Annotated in this window: 14 protein-coding genes; 8 read left to right on the top strand and 6 right to left on the bottom strand. The window is 60.4% G+C overall.

Annotated features, from left to right (window positions below; all coding sequences use genetic code 11):
- Nucleotides 1-83: 83 nt before the first annotated feature.
- From G5179_RS14750 to G5179_RS14730, 5 genes are all read right to left on the bottom strand, one after another.
- The gene (locus tag G5179_RS14750; protein ID WP_005337213.1) at nucleotides 84-959 is read right to left on the bottom strand and encodes a flagellar motor protein MotB; all 876 of its coding nucleotides are present in this window, start codon (nucleotides 957-959) and stop codon (nucleotides 84-86) included.
- On the bottom strand, nucleotides 937-1,695 hold the full coding sequence (locus G5179_RS14745) for a flagellar motor protein (RefSeq protein WP_042056089.1): 759 nt from the start codon (nucleotides 1,693-1,695) through the stop codon (nucleotides 937-939). The genes G5179_RS14750 and G5179_RS14745 overlap by 23 nt, the downstream gene beginning before the upstream one ends.
- Nucleotides 1,696-2,059: 364 nt before the next feature.
- A complete protein-coding gene (locus tag G5179_RS14740; protein ID WP_005361308.1) occupies nucleotides 2,060-3,382 on the bottom strand; it encodes a Na+/H+ antiporter family protein in 1,323 nt (440 codons plus the stop codon).
- 273 nt (nucleotides 3,383-3,655) lie between these two features.
- Entirely contained in the window at nucleotides 3,656-4,333 is a 678-nt protein-coding gene (gene rnt / locus G5179_RS14735; RefSeq protein ID WP_043819552.1) for a ribonuclease T, read from the bottom strand.
- 99 nt (nucleotides 4,334-4,432) lie between these two features.
- Nucleotides 4,433-5,176 (bottom strand): phosphatase PAP2 family protein, encoded by a 744-nt coding sequence (locus tag G5179_RS14730; protein ID WP_421258620.1) that lies wholly within the window; start codon nucleotides 5,174-5,176, stop codon nucleotides 4,433-4,435.
- Between the two features lie 247 nt (nucleotides 5,177-5,423).
- Here G5179_RS14730 and G5179_RS14725 point away from each other — a divergent pair, with 247 nt between their 5' ends.
- The 8 genes from G5179_RS14725 (at nucleotide 5,424) to G5179_RS14690 (ending at nucleotide 14,826) form a co-directional block, all read left to right on the top strand.
- The gene (locus G5179_RS14725) at nucleotides 5,424-6,545 is read left to right on the top strand and encodes a 4-phosphoerythronate dehydrogenase (RefSeq protein ID WP_421258619.1); all 1,122 of its coding nucleotides are present in this window, start codon (nucleotides 5,424-5,426) and stop codon (nucleotides 6,543-6,545) included.
- A gap of 193 nt (nucleotides 6,546-6,738) precedes the next feature.
- Nucleotides 6,739-7,755, top strand: a complete 1,017-nt coding sequence (locus G5179_RS14720) for an aspartate-semialdehyde dehydrogenase (RefSeq protein WP_040066449.1) — start codon at nucleotides 6,739-6,741, stop codon at nucleotides 7,753-7,755.
- 271 nt (nucleotides 7,756-8,026) lie between these two features.
- Nucleotides 8,027-10,219: a FimV/HubP family polar landmark protein gene (locus G5179_RS14715; RefSeq protein ID WP_216953906.1), complete on the top strand. Its 2,193-nt coding sequence runs from the start codon at nucleotides 8,027-8,029 to the stop codon at nucleotides 10,217-10,219.
- A 188-nt stretch (nucleotides 10,220-10,407) separates the two neighbouring features.
- Nucleotides 10,408-11,217 carry a tRNA pseudouridine(38-40) synthase TruA gene (truA, locus tag G5179_RS14710; protein ID WP_227340735.1) on the top strand — a complete coding sequence of 270 codons (810 nt, stop codon included), beginning with the start codon at nucleotides 10,408-10,410 and terminating at the stop codon, nucleotides 11,215-11,217.
- Nucleotides 11,218-11,336: 119 nt separating this feature from the next.
- On the top strand, nucleotides 11,337-12,200 hold the full coding sequence (gene accD, locus G5179_RS14705) for an acetyl-CoA carboxylase, carboxyltransferase subunit beta (RefSeq protein ID WP_005344944.1): 864 nt from the start codon (nucleotides 11,337-11,339) through the stop codon (nucleotides 12,198-12,200).
- A gap of 2 nt (nucleotides 12,201-12,202) precedes the next feature.
- Nucleotides 12,203-13,462 (top strand): bifunctional tetrahydrofolate synthase/dihydrofolate synthase, encoded by a 1,260-nt coding sequence (folC, locus tag G5179_RS14700; RefSeq protein WP_421258618.1) that lies wholly within the window; start codon nucleotides 12,203-12,205, stop codon nucleotides 13,460-13,462.
- A 74-nt stretch (nucleotides 13,463-13,536) separates the two neighbouring features.
- On the top strand, nucleotides 13,537-14,337 hold the full coding sequence (dedD, locus tag G5179_RS14695) for a cell division protein DedD (RefSeq protein WP_421231466.1): 801 nt from the start codon (nucleotides 13,537-13,539) through the stop codon (nucleotides 14,335-14,337).
- A gap of 171 nt (nucleotides 14,338-14,508) precedes the next feature.
- Nucleotides 14,509-14,826 carry a heavy metal-binding domain-containing protein gene (locus G5179_RS14690; RefSeq protein WP_216953896.1) on the top strand — a complete coding sequence of 106 codons (318 nt, stop codon included), beginning with the start codon at nucleotides 14,509-14,511 and terminating at the stop codon, nucleotides 14,824-14,826.
- A 116-nt stretch (nucleotides 14,827-14,942) separates the two neighbouring features.
- Here G5179_RS14690 and cysG read toward each other — a convergent pair whose 3' ends face one another.
- Nucleotides 14,943-16,322 carry a siroheme synthase CysG gene (gene cysG, locus G5179_RS14685; protein ID WP_421258617.1) on the bottom strand — a complete coding sequence of 460 codons (1,380 nt, stop codon included), beginning with the start codon at nucleotides 16,320-16,322 and terminating at the stop codon, nucleotides 14,943-14,945.
- Between the last annotated feature and the right edge of the window lie 157 nt (nucleotides 16,323-16,479).

Raw genomic sequence — 16,479 nt, 5'->3', positions numbered from 1 at the left:
ATCATTAATGTCTTATGGTGTTGATATTATTGAGTTATTTGTTTTTAAAAAAGAGGCTCCCGCGCGAAGCGGGAGCGGGGGGATCAGGGCTTGAGCAGTTGCAGCGACTCTTCTGCTGCCTTGCCTTGAGAGAGGGTGATATCGACCCGGCGATTTGCCTGGCGATGTTCGGGGGTGTCATTGGCAAAGCGGGGTTGAGTGTCGGCAACCCCCTGAGCGATGACTCGTCTGGCATCCAGCTGGGGATTGGTCAGCATGGTCTGCACGATGGAGGAGGCCCGCAGCACCGAGAGCTCCCAGTTGTTGCGATAGAGCTCCACCGGCGCCTGGGAGTTGTCGGTATGGCCGGTGACCACGACCTGCCCCGGGATGTTGGCCAAAATGCCGGCGATCTTGTTGACCAGCGGGATGAACTGGGGCTGCAGGAACGCCGAATCGGCGGGAAACAGCGCCTTCTCGCCGATGCGGATCACCAGCTGACTGCCAAGCTGCTCGACCTCCAGATCCTTCGATTCGATCTGGGCCTTGAGCTGCTGCTCAAGCTTCTGCTTGGTCACCTGCACCCACTCCTGCTCCCGAGTCTTGTGGGGCCAGGCTTCGGTGGCGCTCGGTTTTTCCGAGGCACCTATGGTCTCGTTGAAGGGGTCCGATGCCGCCATGGGGGCATCTTTCTCCAGCACAGTCTCCTCTTTCGGGCTGCTCGGCGTAGTTTTTGATTCCGGCTCGAGAATTCCTGTGCCCCCCTGCATCAAAGGTGAGCCGGCAGGCGGGGAGATGAGGCCGATTTTACCCAGCGACTCGATAAAGCCCTGGATAAGCACCCGGGTTTCGGACTGCTTGGCCATGGCAAAGGAGTAGAGTACCACAAACAGGGCGAACAGCAGGGTCATGAAGTCGGCATAGGAGACCAGCCAGCGTTCGTGGTTCTCCGGTGCTTCAGCCTTTTTCTTTTTGGCCACCGTGACCTCCCAGATAAGGTTCGAGGGTAACTTGCAGGCGTGCCTGGGATTCGCCATCCACGATGCAGAGAATGCCGGTCAGGGTCATCTCCTTGTAGTGGCGGATCTGGTGGGCAAACCCCTTGTAGCGGTTGCCGAAGGGCAAGAAGATCAGGTTGGCTGCGGATACCCCGTAGATAGTGGCGATAAAGGCCACCGCGATGGCGCCGCCCAGCTTGTCGGGGGCATCCAGCAGACCCATGGCGTGGATCAGGCCAAACACCGCGCCGACGATCCCCATGGTCGGGCAGTAGCCGCCCATGGCTTCGTAGAATTTGACTGTCTGTTCGAGATCTTCCTGCTCGAACTCGATCTCGTTCTCCAGCACCTCGTGTATCTTGGTTTTTTCGTAACCATCAACCATCATCTGCACCCCTTTCTTCAGGAAAGGATCCTTGATCTCGTCGATCATCCCTTCCAGCGCCAGCATGCCGCTGCGGCGGGCGTTGCCTGCCAGGGTCTCCAGCAACTGGGCCTGTTCATGCATATCGAGCTTGAGGGGGGAGAGCAGCCATTTGAAACGCTTCATGGTGCTGCCGACGACGGAGAAAGGGAACTGGGTCAGCGCAGCACCTATGGTGCCACCGATCACAATGAGGAATGCGGGCAGATCGAGCAGTGCACTGGGGTGCCCCCCCTCGATCATGTTGCCGCCAAGGATGGCGATCAACGCCAGCACCAAGCCAATCAAGCTCATTTTTTACACGTCCCTGTATGGTGATAATCGCTAGTGTAGCTAGTTAAGTATCAGTTTTTCAAAATGATATCCAATCGCTGAGCAATTAATCGGCGTGGTATGTGGCAACGGGTGTGGCGCACAACGCTGGGGGTGCTGAGTGCTGTTATGGCATCTGTGGCTAGAGACTGATCCCATAAGAGCAAGGAGCGAAACAAGCAGTGCGCAATCATCCAAATCCGGGAATCCATGTCGCCCAATAAAGAGCTTCTCCTCTCGGGACCATGTCCTAGTGATTAGGTGAACGTGCTTATAAAGAAGGCGACCTGATGGTCGCCTTCTTGTTGTGCATTGTGACGTGCAGAGTTCGCAGCCTAAGGGGCTATCAGAGCACCATGGCGGCAATCCAGCCGAAGATCACCAGCGGGATGTTGTAGTGAATAAAGGTGGGCACCACGCTGTCCCAGATATGGTCGTGCTGGCCATCGGCGTTGAGGCCGGATGTCGGGCCCAGGGTAGAGTCGGAGGCCGGTGACCCCGCATCCCCCAGCGCGCCAGCGGTACCGACCAGCGCGATGATCGCCATTGGTGAGAAGCCGAGCTGCAGACAGAGCGGCACATAGATGGTGGCGATGATGGGCACGGTGGAGAAGGAGGAGCCGATCCCCATGGTGATGAGCAGGCCAACCAGCAGCATCAGGAAGGCGGCGATGCCTTTGTGCTGGCCGATGCCGGAGGCGACCACCTGGACCAGAGAGTCGACCCCGTGAGTTGCCTTCATCACGGCGGCAAAACCGGCGGCGGAGATCATGATGAAGCCGATCAGCGACATCATCCGCACCCCCTGAGTGAAGGCATCCTGGCTTTCGCGAAACTTGATAACGCCGCCGCAGGTGAAGATGACAAAACCGGCCAGTGCACCCAGTACGATGCTGTTGGTCATCAGTTGCAGCCCCAGCGCCACGCCAATGGCCAGCAGGGCCACCCAGATGTGGGTAAGGTTGAGCTCGACCGCTTCTGGCTCGGCATCCAGGATCTTGGCCAGATCGTACTGGCGTGGTTTGCGATAGCTGATGAATACCGCAATCAGCAGGCCCAGTACCATACCGGCGACCGGAATGGCCATCGCCAGCGGGATCTGGCTGGTGGTGATGGGCACGCCGTTATCGATCAGGTTCTTGGCCAGAATGTTGTTGAGGAAGATGCCGCCAAAGCCGACCGGTAGCACCATGTAGGTGGCGGTCAGACCAAAAGTGATGACACAGGCCACCTGACGACGGTCGATCTGCATCTGCGCCATCACATGCAGCAGCGGCGGGATCAGGATGGGAATAAAAGCGATGTGAACCGGGATCAGGTTCTGGGAGGAGATCGCCACGGCCAGCACGGAAGAGAGCAGCAGGGTTTTGACCCACATGATGCGGGTCGAGCTGGCATCCTTGCCCAACTGGTTGATCACCTTGCGGGCCAGCAGGTCAGTGATCCCGGAGCGGGAGATGGCAACCGCAAAGGCGCCCAGCATGGCGTAGGAGAGGGCAATCTCGGCGCCACCGCCCAAGCCACCGCTGAAGGTGGTGAGGGTATCGGTCAACGACAGCCCACCGACCAGGCCGCCAGCAATGGCCCCCAGCGCCAGCGAGACCACCACATTGATCCGCAGCAGACTGAGCACCAGCATCAGCCCGACTGCGATAACAACTGGATTCATTTGATTTCCTTATAGTTTGTTACTGCTGTCTGTCATGTGAAGGGGAGTTAGTTTGCGAAAAATGTGACAAATGTCGAGTAAAAAATCAGTCAAACCTCTCATATCGCAGCAGCATGTGGCACAAGGTTGCTCAACATGAGGGGTTTTGACCTGTTTGTCTCCGTTCATCCCGTGCGCAGCGGTTGATAGTGACATTGATGGCGATTTCCGGTGCGCCGTGCAATCAATCACTTCCCCAAAAAGCGAAGGCTGCCACTGGCAGCCTTCGTCCGTTTATGCTTGCCCCTCATCGTCGGCAGGGGCATCGGTTGTGTCATCATCTGGATGCGCTGGCGGCCATCCCCCCATGCTCTTCCAACGGTTGACGATATGACAAAAGAGCTCTGTGGTGCGTTCGGTGTCATAGAGGGCAGAGTGCGCCTCTTTATTGTCAAACGGGATGCGGGCGCTCTGGCACGCTTTGGCCAGCACGGTCTGACCCAGCGCCAATCCGGAGAGAGCCGCGGTGTCGAAGGTGGCAAACGGGTGGAACGGATTGCGCTTGAGGCCAGCGCGCTCGGCGGCAGCCATCACGAAGCCGTGATCGAAGGTGGCGTTGTGGGCCACTATGATGGCGCGGCCGCAATCCTGCTCCTTCATCCCCTTGCGGATCCCCTTGAAGATCTCGGTCAGTGCCTCTTTTTCCGAGACAGCGCCACGCAACGGGTTGTAAGGGTCGATGCCGGTGAACTCCAGCGCAGCCTTTTCCAGGTTGGCCCCTTCGAAAGGCTCGACATGAAAGTGGAATACCTGATCGGGAACGAGCCAGCCCTGCTCATCCATTTTCAGGGTGTAAGCCGCGATTTCGAGCAGGGCATCGGTCTTGGCGTTGAACCCGGCTGTTTCAACATCGATGACGACGGGGTAAAAACCACGGAAACGGCCCTTGAGGGTATGAACTGCGTCGGTCATGGGATCTCGGTCGGGATAAAATGAGGCGGCATTATGGCAAAAAAGCACAGGCTTGTCCCCCCATCCCACGCAGTCGGCCGCGGCAAGATGGCGCAGGATTCAATATCTGTGCAGCCACCAGCGGGCGGCAATCAGCGCCGTGAGCGTGCCCAACAGGGCGCTGGCCAGCACATCCACCGGCCAATGCATTCCCATTACCATGCGCGACAGACCAACCCCCAGCGCCCACAACGGCAGCAGCCAGACGCCCGTGGGGGCGCGGGCCAGCCAGATAAGGCCGAAAAATTGGGCCAGGCTGATGGCGGCGATACTGTGGCCGGAGGGGAAGGCGTAGTTCACCTCGGCCTGCCAGTGGTGGCCGAGCCACTCAGGCAGGGCCAGCAACTGGCTGGCGGCATGAACCTGTTCACTGCGCACATCGATGCTACTGGCGTAGAAGTGCTTGATGGCCGGGATCAGCGACTGACTCTCCAGCCAGAGCAGATAGGGTCTGGGCTCTTCGGTCAGGTGTTTGATCAGGCTCTTGAGCACCCAGTCGCTGGCGAGCAGGGCTGCCAGCGCACACCCCAGTGCAATGAAGGGGGACAGCTCCAGTTTGAGTTTGTAGCGGGTCAGCAACAGCAAGAGGGCGCCACTGACCCCGATCCCGGGAATATCGACCATGCGGGTGAGGGCGTATGACCACCATAACCAGCCTGATTGCAGGGAGCCGGTCAGAAAAGGCTGCCAGGGCAGGGTGGCGAGCAGCAGCAGGGGCAGGATCAACAGGGCAGTGAAGCCAAGCACCTGACTGCGGGTGAGTGAGGCGGTTGACGTTGGGAGCGACGAAGCGTGTGGCGGCATGGTGGGTATGGGCGATCGCGAAAAAGAGGGGCATTGTGCCACCGTGATATGCCCGGACAAAGCCGAGCAGCACGTTTGTTACCTCTGCTTACACATTTGTGGCGACATCCTCGGTTTGAACAGCAGGAGAGAGTGGCCACCGAACAATGTGGTCCCCTTTCGCGCCTGATTGCATCACAGGCTGAAATCTCGGGCGGCTTTGCGCTAGAATGGCGCCCCCGTGGCGGTTGTGACCAAAGAGAGCCCGATGAAGATAGTCGTTGATGAGAATATGCCCCATGCCGTGGAGCTGTTTGCCGAATTTGGCGAGGTGATCGCCTTGCCCGGACGGCAGATGCAGGCCCGCGATCTGCTGGATGCCGATGTGCTGCTGGTGCGTTCGGTCACCCGCGTCAACGGCGATTTGCTGGCGACCAGCCCTAAACTCGGGTTTGTCGGCACCGCCACCATAGGCACCGACCATGTGGACAAGGCGTTGCTGGCAAGCCGCAATATTCCCTTCTTCAGCGCCCCCGGTTGCAACAAGTATTCGGTGGGGGATTATGTGCTCTCCGCCCTGCTGGTGCTGGCGGAGCGCTACGAATTCGACCTCTCGGCCATGACGTTGGCGGTGATTGGCGCGGGCAATACCGGCGAGTGTGTGGCTGGCAAGGCCCAAGCGCTCGGCATGCGGGTACTGCGCTGCGATCCACCCAAGGCGCGTAATACCCCCGATGCGGGCTTTGTCGATTATCATACCGCTCTTGGTGCTGATATCGTCAGCTTCCATGTGCCCATTACCCGCGAAGGGCAGGATGCCACCTACCATCTGCTCGATGCCGAACAGATTGCCGCGCGTCCTGCCGGGCAGATCCTGATCAACGCATCCCGTGGCGAGGTGTGGGATAACCGGGCTCTGCTGGCGCGCCAGTTGGGAGATGCGCCTTTGCGACTGGTGATGGATGTGTGGGAGAACGAGCCCGAGCCACTGGCTGCGCTGGTGCCCCATACCGAGATTGCCACCCCCCATATCGCCGGTTACAGCCTGGAGGGGAAGGCCCGCGGTACCTGGATGCTCTACCAGGCGCTCTGCCAGCAGTTGGGATGCCAGCCTCGTCAGGATTTGAGTAAGCTCCTGCCAGCCCCCGATGTGCAGGCGGTGGTGCCGGGCCGCGCACCGGATCAGGCGCTGATCAAGCAGCTGGTGCATCTGGTCTATGACGTGCGCCGCGATGATGCCCGTTTCCGGGCCCGACTCGGCCTGCCCGGCAGCTTTGACGAGCAGCGCAAACACTACCCCGAGCGCCGTGAGCTATCCTCCCTGCAGGTTGAGGGAGCCTTTGCTGACCAGGCGCTGGGCGAGCTGGGATTTGCGCTGTCACGTCCCTGAATCGGGGACTAGGAGTTGGAAGATAACTGGAAGGGGTGAGCCGCGCTGGCCACACCAATCCCATTTTTTACTGAGCAGGCTCAGATGCTACTGTGCCTGCTCAGCCATATCAGGCAGCGTCATCTCGCCGTGCGGGAGCCTGCCGACCATGGCGCCACCCGGCGCCATTGCAGCATTATCAGAGGAGAACAGAATGAGCCAGCAGTTTAACGTAGCGGTATTGGGTGCCAGCGGCGCCGTGGGTCAGGCGATGATCGAGATCCTGGAAGAGCGCGAATTTCCGGTAGCGACCCTCTATCCGCTGGCTTCCAGCCGCAGCGCCGGTGATACCGTGCGCTTTGGCGGCAAGAACCTCGAGATCCTCGATGTGGAGGAGTTTGACTGGAGCCAGGTACAGATCGCACTCTTCTCCGCCGGTGCCGAGGTCTCTGCCAAGTGGGCGCCGATTGCTGCCGAACACGGCTGCATCGTCATCGACAACACCTCCTGCTTCCGTTACGACGAAGATATCCCGCTGGTGATCCCGGAAGTGAACCCGGATGCGCTGGCCGATTTTCGCAATCGCAACATCATCGCCAACCCCAACTGCTCCACCATCCAGATGCTGGTGGCCCTGAAGCCGCTGCACGACGAAGTGGGCATTGCCCGCATCAATGTGGCCACCTATCAATCCGTGTCAGGCTCCGGCAAAGAGGGGGTCAGCGAGCTGGCGGGTCAGACCGCTCATCTGCTCAACGGTCGTCCGGTGGAACCGACCCTCTATCCGCAACAGATCGCCTTTAACCTGATCCCGCAGATCGACAGCTTCACCGACAACGGCTACACCCGTGAAGAGATGAAGATGGTGTGGGAAACCCAGAAGATCCTGGGGGATGCCAGCATAGCCGTGAACCCGACTTGCGTGCGGGTGCCGGTTTTCTACGGTCACGCCGAGGCGGTACACGTCGAACTGCACCAGCCGCTCGATGCCGAACAGGTCAAGGATCTGCTGCGCAGTGCGCCGGGCGTGACCCTGTTTGATGACGAAGGGGATTATCCGACTCCGGTGCGCGACGCAACCGGCAAGGATGAGGTGCTGGTGGGGCGGGTGCGCCAGGATATTTCTCATCCGAGTGGTATCAATATGTGGATCGTGGCCGATAACGTTCGTAAGGGCGCGGCAACCAACAGTGTACAGATTGCCGAGCTGCTGGTTCGCGACTATCTGTAAGGCTGGATATCTGCCACAGATGCGCAGCAGGGAGTGCTGCCCATCCGGACTGTGATAAATCGGGGGTGTGACCCATGCCGCACTCCGCTACATCAAGATTCTGTTGCGATATCAACTGATTAAGTTTTTTCCTACACTCAGAGTCAAGTCGGGTGCTAAATGTGTCGGACTACTGGCTTGCGACGCGAGCCTGATTTATATTGAACCGACTGTTTTGGGGTAACTATCCAGATTTTTCAATGTGATAGGGCCGTCATACGAAGGAACGAATATGGGACATTCCCGCATAACATTGGCAACGCTACTCGCATTGGGTCTGCTGGGCTCCGTCCAGGCTGAAGACGCTGCGCGGGAGCCTTTTTTTGTCGAGCTAAAAGGCCCTGACGAGCCCGCACCTCCAGCCGTCAATTCCCAGCCGCTGGCGCAACCGGTCGCCAGACCCGTGGCGCAACCGGTACGTGCAACCGCCCAGCCGGTGGTACGTCAGGTCACGGCCAATGCCGGTAGTTATGGCCCTGTTCGTCCAACCGATACTCTCTGGAGTCTGGCGAGCAAATACCGTCCCTCCAGTAGTGTCAGCGTCTACCAGACCATGGTGGCGATCTACGAGAAAAACCCCCGCAGTTTTGCCGATGGCAATATCAACCACATTCTGGTGGGGTCACGCATCCTGCTGCCGACCGTGGCCGAGGCGAGCGTCATCACCGATGCCCAGGCTCGTGCTAAGTTCCGCAGCGACAACGCCAGCTGGAAGGGGTTAAGCCCCAAGTATCTCGCCGAGAAGCAGGCCCATGGCGCCAAACCGGCGGCCAAGCCCGTGAAGGTTGAGACTGCCAAAGCCGAACCGGTGAAAACCGCGCCAGCTCCCTTGCCTGCGGCAAAAGCGGCACCCATTCCTGCTCCTGTCGTAGCACCGCAACCGTCTGCTGAAACCAAAGATGTTGTCAAGGCGAGCGAGCCTGCGCCAAAAGAGGCGGTGGCCCCAGTCCCGGCGACGAGCGCCGCAGCAAGCACCACACCGGCGCCTCTGCCTTCCGATCTGGAAAAACCGGTGGGCAAACCGGCCACCGAGATGGCGCTGGCGCTGGAAGATGCCAATGCCCAGCTCGGTCAGGTGACCGAGATGAACCACAGGCTCAAACTGCGCTTGCAATCTCTCACCGAAGAGGTCGAGACCCTCAAGGCCCAGTTGCAGGATCAGACCGCGCTGCAAAAAGAGCTCGCCGAGCTGAAGGCCAGACCTGTCCCCCCCGTGGTGGCAGAGCCTGAACCCAAGCAGCACTGGCTGATGGAGCTGCTCTCCTCACCGCTCAACCTTGCCATGATCATCCTGCTGCCGGTGCTGCTGGTATTGGCGCTGGTGACTCTGTGGCTGCGGGCCCGTGCCCGTCGCGAGCTGGAGGAGCAGGAGAAGAGCCTCTCCGAGTCCACCGCCATGATGATGGATCAGGAGCAGAGCGAGTTTGACGATCTGCTGAGTGTCGATGTGACCGACAACGAGCCGGTACGCCCGGTGCCGGATCTCAATACCCCTGATGGCTTTATGCCGGTCGAGCCAGATGAACCGGCTAAAAAGCCGGATGTTGATCTGGTTTTCAGCGACGATGGCGAGATCGATCTGCAAGGTTTCGAGCCGGAGCGAATGGCTGCCCAGTCAGCCAGTCGTGACCCGGATCTGGTGCCGGATCTCGATCTCTCGCTGGATGAGCCTGTCGCGTTGGCCAATGAACCCGACATGGATCTGGCCAGCGAGTTCAATCCCAAGTCCAGGGATGCTGATGAGCTCATGAGCGAAGAGGAGCTGCAGGCAGCCCTGTTTGCCGAGCTGGATGCGGATCTTTCGGCTGATCTGGAACCGGAGTTGAGTGCAAGCAGCAAGAGTACGGCTGCTGATGATCTGGCCAGTTTTGATCTGGGTGATTTTGAAAATGAGCTGGATAAACCGGCTGCGGGCGAGGGCAATAATGCCATCGACTTGAGCGTGGATGGTTCGGCTGATGATATGTTGGCCGAGTTGGGGCTTGAGCCAACCAAAGGCAAGGAGACCGAGCTCGATCTTGAGTGGGATCCCAACGAACTGGCGCTCTCCGATTTCGAGGATGCCTTTACCGAAGTGGAGTCTCATCCGGCAGAATTGCAGCCAAGGGAACAGGCCCAGGCAAGCGGTTACGTCGAGATCGACAAGCTGCTGGCCGATGCGGATGCCACCGCGCCGGAGCAGGAGCCCTATCAGGGTCTCTCGCTGGACGTGGGGCTCGATGGTTTCCCCGAGGTGTTGCCTGAATCCACCGGCTTTGATGTGGATGCCGATGACGGCGGTGTGGGGGCCAAGCTGGATCTGGCCCGCGCTTACCTCGAGATCGACGACAAGGATAGCGCCCGCGAGCTGCTGCAAGAAGCGGCAGAGCAGGGCACCGAGCATCAGCGTGCCGAGGCAGAAAAACTGCTCAAGCGGTTGGGGTAAAATTGTCCCTGTCGCGGGATCAGCAAGAAGGGGGCAGCCATTGGCTGCCCCCTTCTTCATGGCAATTTGCACAGGGTGAATTCTCCGCCCATGCAAGCCAATCAGGCGGTTTGTGGGACTTTTCGAGTTGAGCGCGTATAATCCGCCCCGTTTCTTTCACTGCGTTTCACAACAAGACAAGTTTATCCATGCGAATTGCCCTAGGTATTGAATATGACGGCAGCCGGTATTTCGGTTGGCAGCGTCAGCGTGAAGTGATCAGCGTGCAGGAGGAGTTGGAGAAGGCCATCAGCCGGATCGCCAACCACCCTGTCTCCATCCAGTGTGCCGGGCGCACCGATGCCGGCGTCCATGCGACCGGCCAGGTGATCCACTTCGATACCGAGGCGAACCGTGCCGAAGGGGCCTGGACCCTGGGGCTCAACTCCAACCTGCCGCCAGATATCGCCGTGCGCTGGGTCAAGGAGGTGGACGAAACGTTCCACGCCCGCTTCAGCGCCACCGCCCGTCGCTACCGCTACGTCATCTACAACCACAACTTCCGTCCGGCGATCCTCGGCAGTGGCGTCAGTCACTACCACGAGACCATCGATGCCGAGTTGATGCACCTGGCGGGCCAGAGCCTGCTGGGGGAGCACGACTTCAGCACCTTCCGTGCCGTTGCCTGCCAATCCAACACCCCGTGGCGCAATGTGACCCATCTGTGCGTCAGCCGCTCCGGCCCCTACATCGTGCTCGACATCAAGGCCAACGCCTTCCTGCACCACATGGTGCGCAATATCACCGGCTCCCTGCTGCTGGTGGGGCAGGGGCTCAAACCGGTGGAGTGGATTGCCGAGGTGCTGGCTGCCAAGGATCGCAATCTGGCCGGGCCGACCGCCAAGGCCGGTGGCCTCTATCTGGTCGACGTGGATTACCCGGCCGAGTTTGCTCTGCCGCAGTTGCCGCTCGGCCCGCTGTGGCTGCCGGACTCGGCACCGGGTACGACCAGTTTTTAGTAACTGCGCCCGAAAAATTGTGGTTTAATGACCCGTCATTTGTTGCCATCGAGCTATTAAGTCATTGAACAATCTAGGCTCGATGCGTTTTGTCAGGCACAAAAGCATTAAGGAATTCCATGAGCTGGCTTGAGAAGATTCTTCCCAAGAGCAAGATCACTGCACCCCGTCGTCACAACATTCCGGAAGGGGTGTGGACCAAGTGCAGTGCTTGTGAACAGGTGCTCTACCGGGCAGAGTTGGAGCGCAACCTCGAAGTGTGCCCCAAGTGTGATCATCATATGCGCATCAGCGCTCGCGCCCGTCTCGAGAGTTTCCTCGACGAGCAGGGTCGTACCGAGATCGGTGCCGAGCTGGAGCCGCAGGATGTACTGAAATTCAAGGATTCCAAGCGCTACAAGGATCGTTTGTCTGCCGCCCAGAAAGCGACAGGAGAAAAAGATGCGCTGGTGGTCATGAAAGGGACCCTCAAAGGGGTGCCGGTTGTCGCCTGTTCCTTTGAGTTCTCCTTTATCGGTGGCTCCATGTCCTCCGTGGTCGGTGCCCGCTTCGTGCGCGCTGTCGAGGAGTGCATCAAGGAGGGCCGCGGTCTGGTCTGTTTCTCTACTTCTGGTGGTGCCCGCATGCAGGAAGCCCTCTTCTCCCTGATGCAGATGGCCAAGACCAGCGCGGCGCTAGACCGACTCTCCAAGGCTGGCCTGCCCTTTATCTCTGTGCTGACCGACCCCACCATGGGGGGCGTTTCCGCCAGTCTGGCGATGCTGGGTGACATCAACGTGGGCGAGCCCAAGGCGCTGATCGGTTTTGCCGGCCCGCGCGTTATCGAGCAGACCGTACGCGAGAAACTGCCGGAAGGCTTCCAGCGCTCCGAATTCCTGCTGGAGAAGGGGGCCATCGACCTGATTATCGATCGTCGCGACATGCGTAACCGTCTGGCCAGCCTGCTCGCCAAAATGCTGAATACTCACGTCATCGAAGAGTGAAGATGAGTTCAAACATGCAACAATCCCAAAGCCGGTCGCTTGTCGACTGGCTTTCTTATTTGGAGCAGATCCATCCGGTCAATATCGACATGGGTCTGGATCGGGTCGGTGCCGTTGCCCGGCGTATGGGGCTGACCCAACTGCCGTTCAAGGTGATCACGGTGGCGGGTACCAACGGCAAGGGCTCCAGCTGTGCCATGGCGGCCAGCATTCTGATGGCCGCAGGCTATAAGGTCGGCGTCTACTCCTCTCCCCATCTGCTGCGCTTTACCGAGCGGGTGCGGATCAACGGGCAGGAGCTGCCCGACAGCGACCACTGCGCCGCCTTTGCCGAGGTGGAAGCGGCTCGCGGCGAGATTGCCCTCACTTTCTTCGAGTTCGCGACACTGGCTGGGCTGTGGCTGTTTCGCCGCGCCGCGCCCGATGTGCTGCTGCTGGAGGTGGGGTTGGGTGGCCGGCTCGACGCCACCAATGTGGTGGAGTCCGATGTGGCGATGATCACCTCCATTGCCCTCGATCACTGCGACTGGCTGGGTGATACCCGTGAAGCCGTGGCGGTGGAGAAGGCTGGGGTCTATCGCGCCGGCAAACCCGCCATCAGCGGTGAGCCCAATCCACCTGCGACTATCGCGAGCGAAGCCCAGCGTCTTGGCGCCAACCTGCGTCAGGTCGGTCTCGATTTTCGTGGTGATGAGCACGAGAGCGGTTGGGATTATCACGGCCTCAACCAGTGGCGGGATCTGCCAAAACCGGCGCTGCCGCTGATGAACGCGGTGACCGTGCTGGCGGCGCTGGAATCCCTCGGCTTGCCGCTGCCGGAGTCCGCCATTCGTGACGGGCTTGCCAATGCCCGGCTGGCTGGCCGGATGCAGCAGTTGCAAAGTGCGCCGCTGGTGATCGTCGATGTGGCCCACAATCCCCATTCGGCAGCCTATCTGGCCGCGCAATTGCGTAAGATGCCCTGCACGGGTGTGCGCCGTGCCGTGGTCGGCATGCTCAAAGACAAGGACATGGCGGGGTCACTTGCTGAGCTCGACGGTCTGATCGGCGAGTGGTATCTGGCCAGCCTCACCGGCCCGCGCGCCGCCACCGCTGCGCAACTGGCTGTGGCGCAGGGGGAGGGCAAGGGGCCTGCCAGGGAGTTTGATGATGTCAGCGCCGCTTATCAGGCAGCGTTGGCCGCATCGAGTCCGGACGATATGGTCATTGTGTTTGGTTCGTTTTACACTGTCGCCGACATTCTGGCGGGTGTCGCCGTCTAGGCCACACCCCGGCTCCCCAGCCCTTTGGCGGGGAGCCAAATCGCATATTGAGTTACGTAAAGGTAGGATTCAACTTGGCCTCGAAGTTTCAAAACCGTCTGGTGGGCACCGTCATCCTGGTGGCCCTGGTTGTTATTTTCCTGCCGGACTTGCTGGATGGTCACAAGCTGGCACAAAAGGAGGAGGCCTTTGCCAAGATCCCGCTGCGCCCCGAGCTGGAGCCTGCCAAGCCTGCGCTGCAGGTCTCGGCAGCCAGCAGCCTGCCCGCCGATCATCTGGCCAGCCAGCAACAGGCCTCTGCGGCCCAGCAGTGGCAAGTGGAAGAGGTGGCTGACCCCATGACCCTCGCCGGTCAGGGCAACGGTGCGCAGCTGGCGACAACCCCTGCCGCACCGGCACCGGTTCAGCCGCAACAGAATGCCCAACCCAAGCCACAGCCCAAGCCGGAAGTGGTGGCCAAAAAACCGGTCGAACCGCCAAAGCCAGCACCCAAGCCGACGCCAGCCAAACCGGTTGAAGTGGCCAAGGCACCCGCACCGACCAAACCGCAGGCGGGTCAGATCAAGTCCCTCGACGATCTGATTGAAAGCAAGATGACCCAGCCGACCACTCCCGCGCCTGCTGCGGCACCGGCGCAGGGCAGCTGGATCCTTCAGCTTGGCGCCTTCAAGAACGTCGACAGCGTCAACGCGCTGGTGAGCAAGCTGCGGGCGGCGGGCTACTCTGCCCACACCTCGCCGCGCACACCGGTGCAGGGTCAGCTCAACCGTGTCTTTATCGGGCCGGATGTCTCCAAGGCCAAACTGCAGGGGATGCAGGGACGGATCTCCCAGATGACCGGCCTCAGTGGCTCGGTGGTCTCCTACAACCCGTAATGGCGTTGCCGTTTGCAATGGCCCTCTGAAACAAACACCGCGCCCCGTGCGCGGTGTTTTTTATCTGACCGTCGTGATTTTTAATGACGGCGTCGTACAGGCCACCACCCGGTTGGGATTTGCTGTCAGTTGGGGTAGTCTGGGGCCTTCTGCTACTCACAGGAGTTCAAGATGATCCTCTCGACGACCCCCACGCTGGAAGGCAAAACCATTCGTGAATACCGCGGCATCGTGGTTGGCGAAGCCATTCTCGGCGCCAACATTTTCAAGGATCTCTTTGCCGGGATCCGCGACATCATCGGCGGCCGCTCCGGCGCCTATGAAAAAGAGCTGGCCCGTGCCCGCGACATCGCCTTCGATGAGCTGAAAGAGCGCGCTGCCGCCCTTGGCGCCAATGCGGTGGTCGGTATCGATATCGACTACGAAGTGGTGGGGCAAAACGGCAGCATGCTGATGGTCAGCATCAGTGGTACTGCCGTGCTGGTGTGATGCGCCACGCAAGGGTTGCCGACAACTGCCGTCGCAGGCAGGGTCACGGATAAAGTGGATAACTGCTGGCTGCCCAAGGGCCGACAACCCGGTTGTCGGCCCTTCTCGTTTATTGATCAATTTCTGTCGTTGCCATACCAGTCGAGCTGGTCGGCCAGAGTGACCACCGAGCCGATAATGATGAGACTCGGGCTCTTCACCTGACGGGCCAGTTCGGCCAATTGCTGCAGCTCGCCGCGCACCACCCGCTGACTGAGCTGGGTGCCTTGCTCCACCAGCGCCACCGGGGTGTGGCCGGGCATGCCGTGGGTTTGCAGCGCATCCTGAATGCGGGTGGCGTGGGCCAGCCCCATGTAGAACACCAGGGTCTGGCGTGGGGCCGCCAGCGCTGACCACTCCTGGGCGATATTGCCCTCCTTGTCGTGGCCGGTGATGAACTGCACCCGCTGGGCATGGTCGCGGTGGGTGAGGGGAATGCCGCTGTAGGCGGCGCAGCCTGAGGCTGCCGTAATGCCCGGTACCACCGAGAAGGGGATGCCCGCCTCGGCCAGGGTTTCCAGCTCCTCGCCACCCCGGCCAAAGATAAAGGGATCGCCCCCCTTGAGCCGCACCACCTGTTTGCCCAGCTGCGCTTGTTCCAGCAACAGCTGGTTGATCGCCTGCTGGGGCACACAGTGGCGGCCCGCCTCCTTGCCAACAAAGATCCGCTCGGCATCCCGGCGAACAAGCGCCAATACCTCCTGCGAGACCAGTCGGTCATAGACCACCACATCCGCCTGCTGCAACTGTTGCAGACCGCTTAGGGTAAGCAGTCCCGCATCGCCGGGGCCTGCGCCCACCAGGGTTACGCTTCCCTTGCTCTGCTGTTGCTCATCGAGTAGCTCGGCGACGCTCTGTTCGGCAGCTTGCTGCTGGCCGCGGGCCAGTTGGCGGGCGAGGCGATCGTGGCTAAATAGCCGCTCCCAGAAGCGGCGGCGGGCCAGCTTGTCCGGAATGAGTTTGACCCGCTCGCGCAGCTTGCCCGCCAGCGCCGCGAGCTGGCCGAGGTGTTGCGGCAGCATGGCTTCAAGTTTTTCCCGCAGCTGGCGGCTTAGAACCGGCGCCGAACCTGCGCTGGAGATGGCCACCATCAGCGGCGAGCGGTCGATGATGGCGGGCATGATGGCGCTGCAGTGGGCCGGAGAGTCCACCACATTGCAGAAGATCTGGCGCAGGCTCGCCTCATGAAAGACCTGATGGTTGACCTCTGGCTGGTTGGTGGCGGCGATCACCAGCCACTTGCCATCGAGCAGTTCGGGATGAAAATCGGCGGCGCAGACGGTCAGGCGACCCTGCTCGGCCCAGCTCATCAGCTGGGGTTCCAGATGCGGGGCATTAATGATGATCTTCGCCTTGGCATCGAGCAGCAGGCGCGCCTTGCGCACCGCCACCTCACCGCCGCCGACGATCAGGACCGGCTTGTTTTGCAGCTGACAGAAGAGAGGGAGAAAGTCCATAACAGGCTCCGGATGCTGGCCCGCTCGCAATGCCGCGCCGGGCGAGATAGCAGGGCGCGCCGTGACGCACCCCGGATGGTCGGGGGAAAGATCCCCCGACGGGAATAAAAAAGGGGAAGGGTGATCTACGCCCGGGCCAACGACAGATCCCCACCGG

Source organism: Aeromonas sp. 600886 (assembly GCF_049174935.1).
Lineage (GTDB): Bacteria > Pseudomonadota > Gammaproteobacteria > Enterobacterales > Aeromonadaceae > Aeromonas > Aeromonas veronii_A.
Note: the sequence above shows the minus strand (reverse complement) of the source record. Positions and strands in the feature narration are given on the sequence as shown.

Excerpts from the sequence above, each read along its gene's own strand:
- G5179_RS14740 (WP_005361308.1), bottom strand. The coding sequence starts at position 3,382 with ATGAATCCAGTTGTTATCGCAGTCGGGCTGATGCTGGTGCTCAGTCTG.
- folC (WP_421258618.1), top strand. The coding sequence starts at position 12,203 with ATGAGTTCAAACATGCAACAATCCCAAAGCCGGTCGCTTGTCGACTGG.
- G5179_RS14715 (WP_216953906.1), top strand. The coding sequence starts at position 8,027 with ATGGGACATTCCCGCATAACATTGGCAACGCTACTCGCATTGGGTCTG.
- G5179_RS14720 (WP_040066449.1), top strand. The coding sequence starts at position 6,739 with ATGAGCCAGCAGTTTAACGTAGCGGTATTGGGTGCCAGCGGCGCCGTG.
- rnt (WP_043819552.1), bottom strand. The coding sequence starts at position 4,333 with ATGACCGACGCAGTTCATACCCTCAAGGGCCGTTTCCGTGGTTTTTAC.
- G5179_RS14745 (WP_042056089.1), bottom strand. The coding sequence starts at position 1,695 with ATGAGCTTGATTGGCTTGGTGCTGGCGTTGATCGCCATCCTTGGCGGC.
- accD (WP_005344944.1), top strand. The coding sequence starts at position 11,337 with ATGAGCTGGCTTGAGAAGATTCTTCCCAAGAGCAAGATCACTGCACCC.
- G5179_RS14690 (WP_216953896.1), top strand. The coding sequence starts at position 14,509 with ATGATCCTCTCGACGACCCCCACGCTGGAAGGCAAAACCATTCGTGAA.
- G5179_RS14725 (WP_421258619.1), top strand. The coding sequence starts at position 5,424 with ATGAAGATAGTCGTTGATGAGAATATGCCCCATGCCGTGGAGCTGTTT.
- truA (WP_227340735.1), top strand. The coding sequence starts at position 10,408 with ATGCGAATTGCCCTAGGTATTGAATATGACGGCAGCCGGTATTTCGGT.
- cysG (WP_421258617.1), bottom strand. The coding sequence starts at position 16,322 with ATGGACTTTCTCCCTCTCTTCTGTCAGCTGCAAAACAAGCCGGTCCTG.
- G5179_RS14730 (WP_421258620.1), bottom strand. The coding sequence starts at position 5,176 with ATGCCGCCACACGCTTCGTCGCTCCCAACGTCAACCGCCTCACTCACC.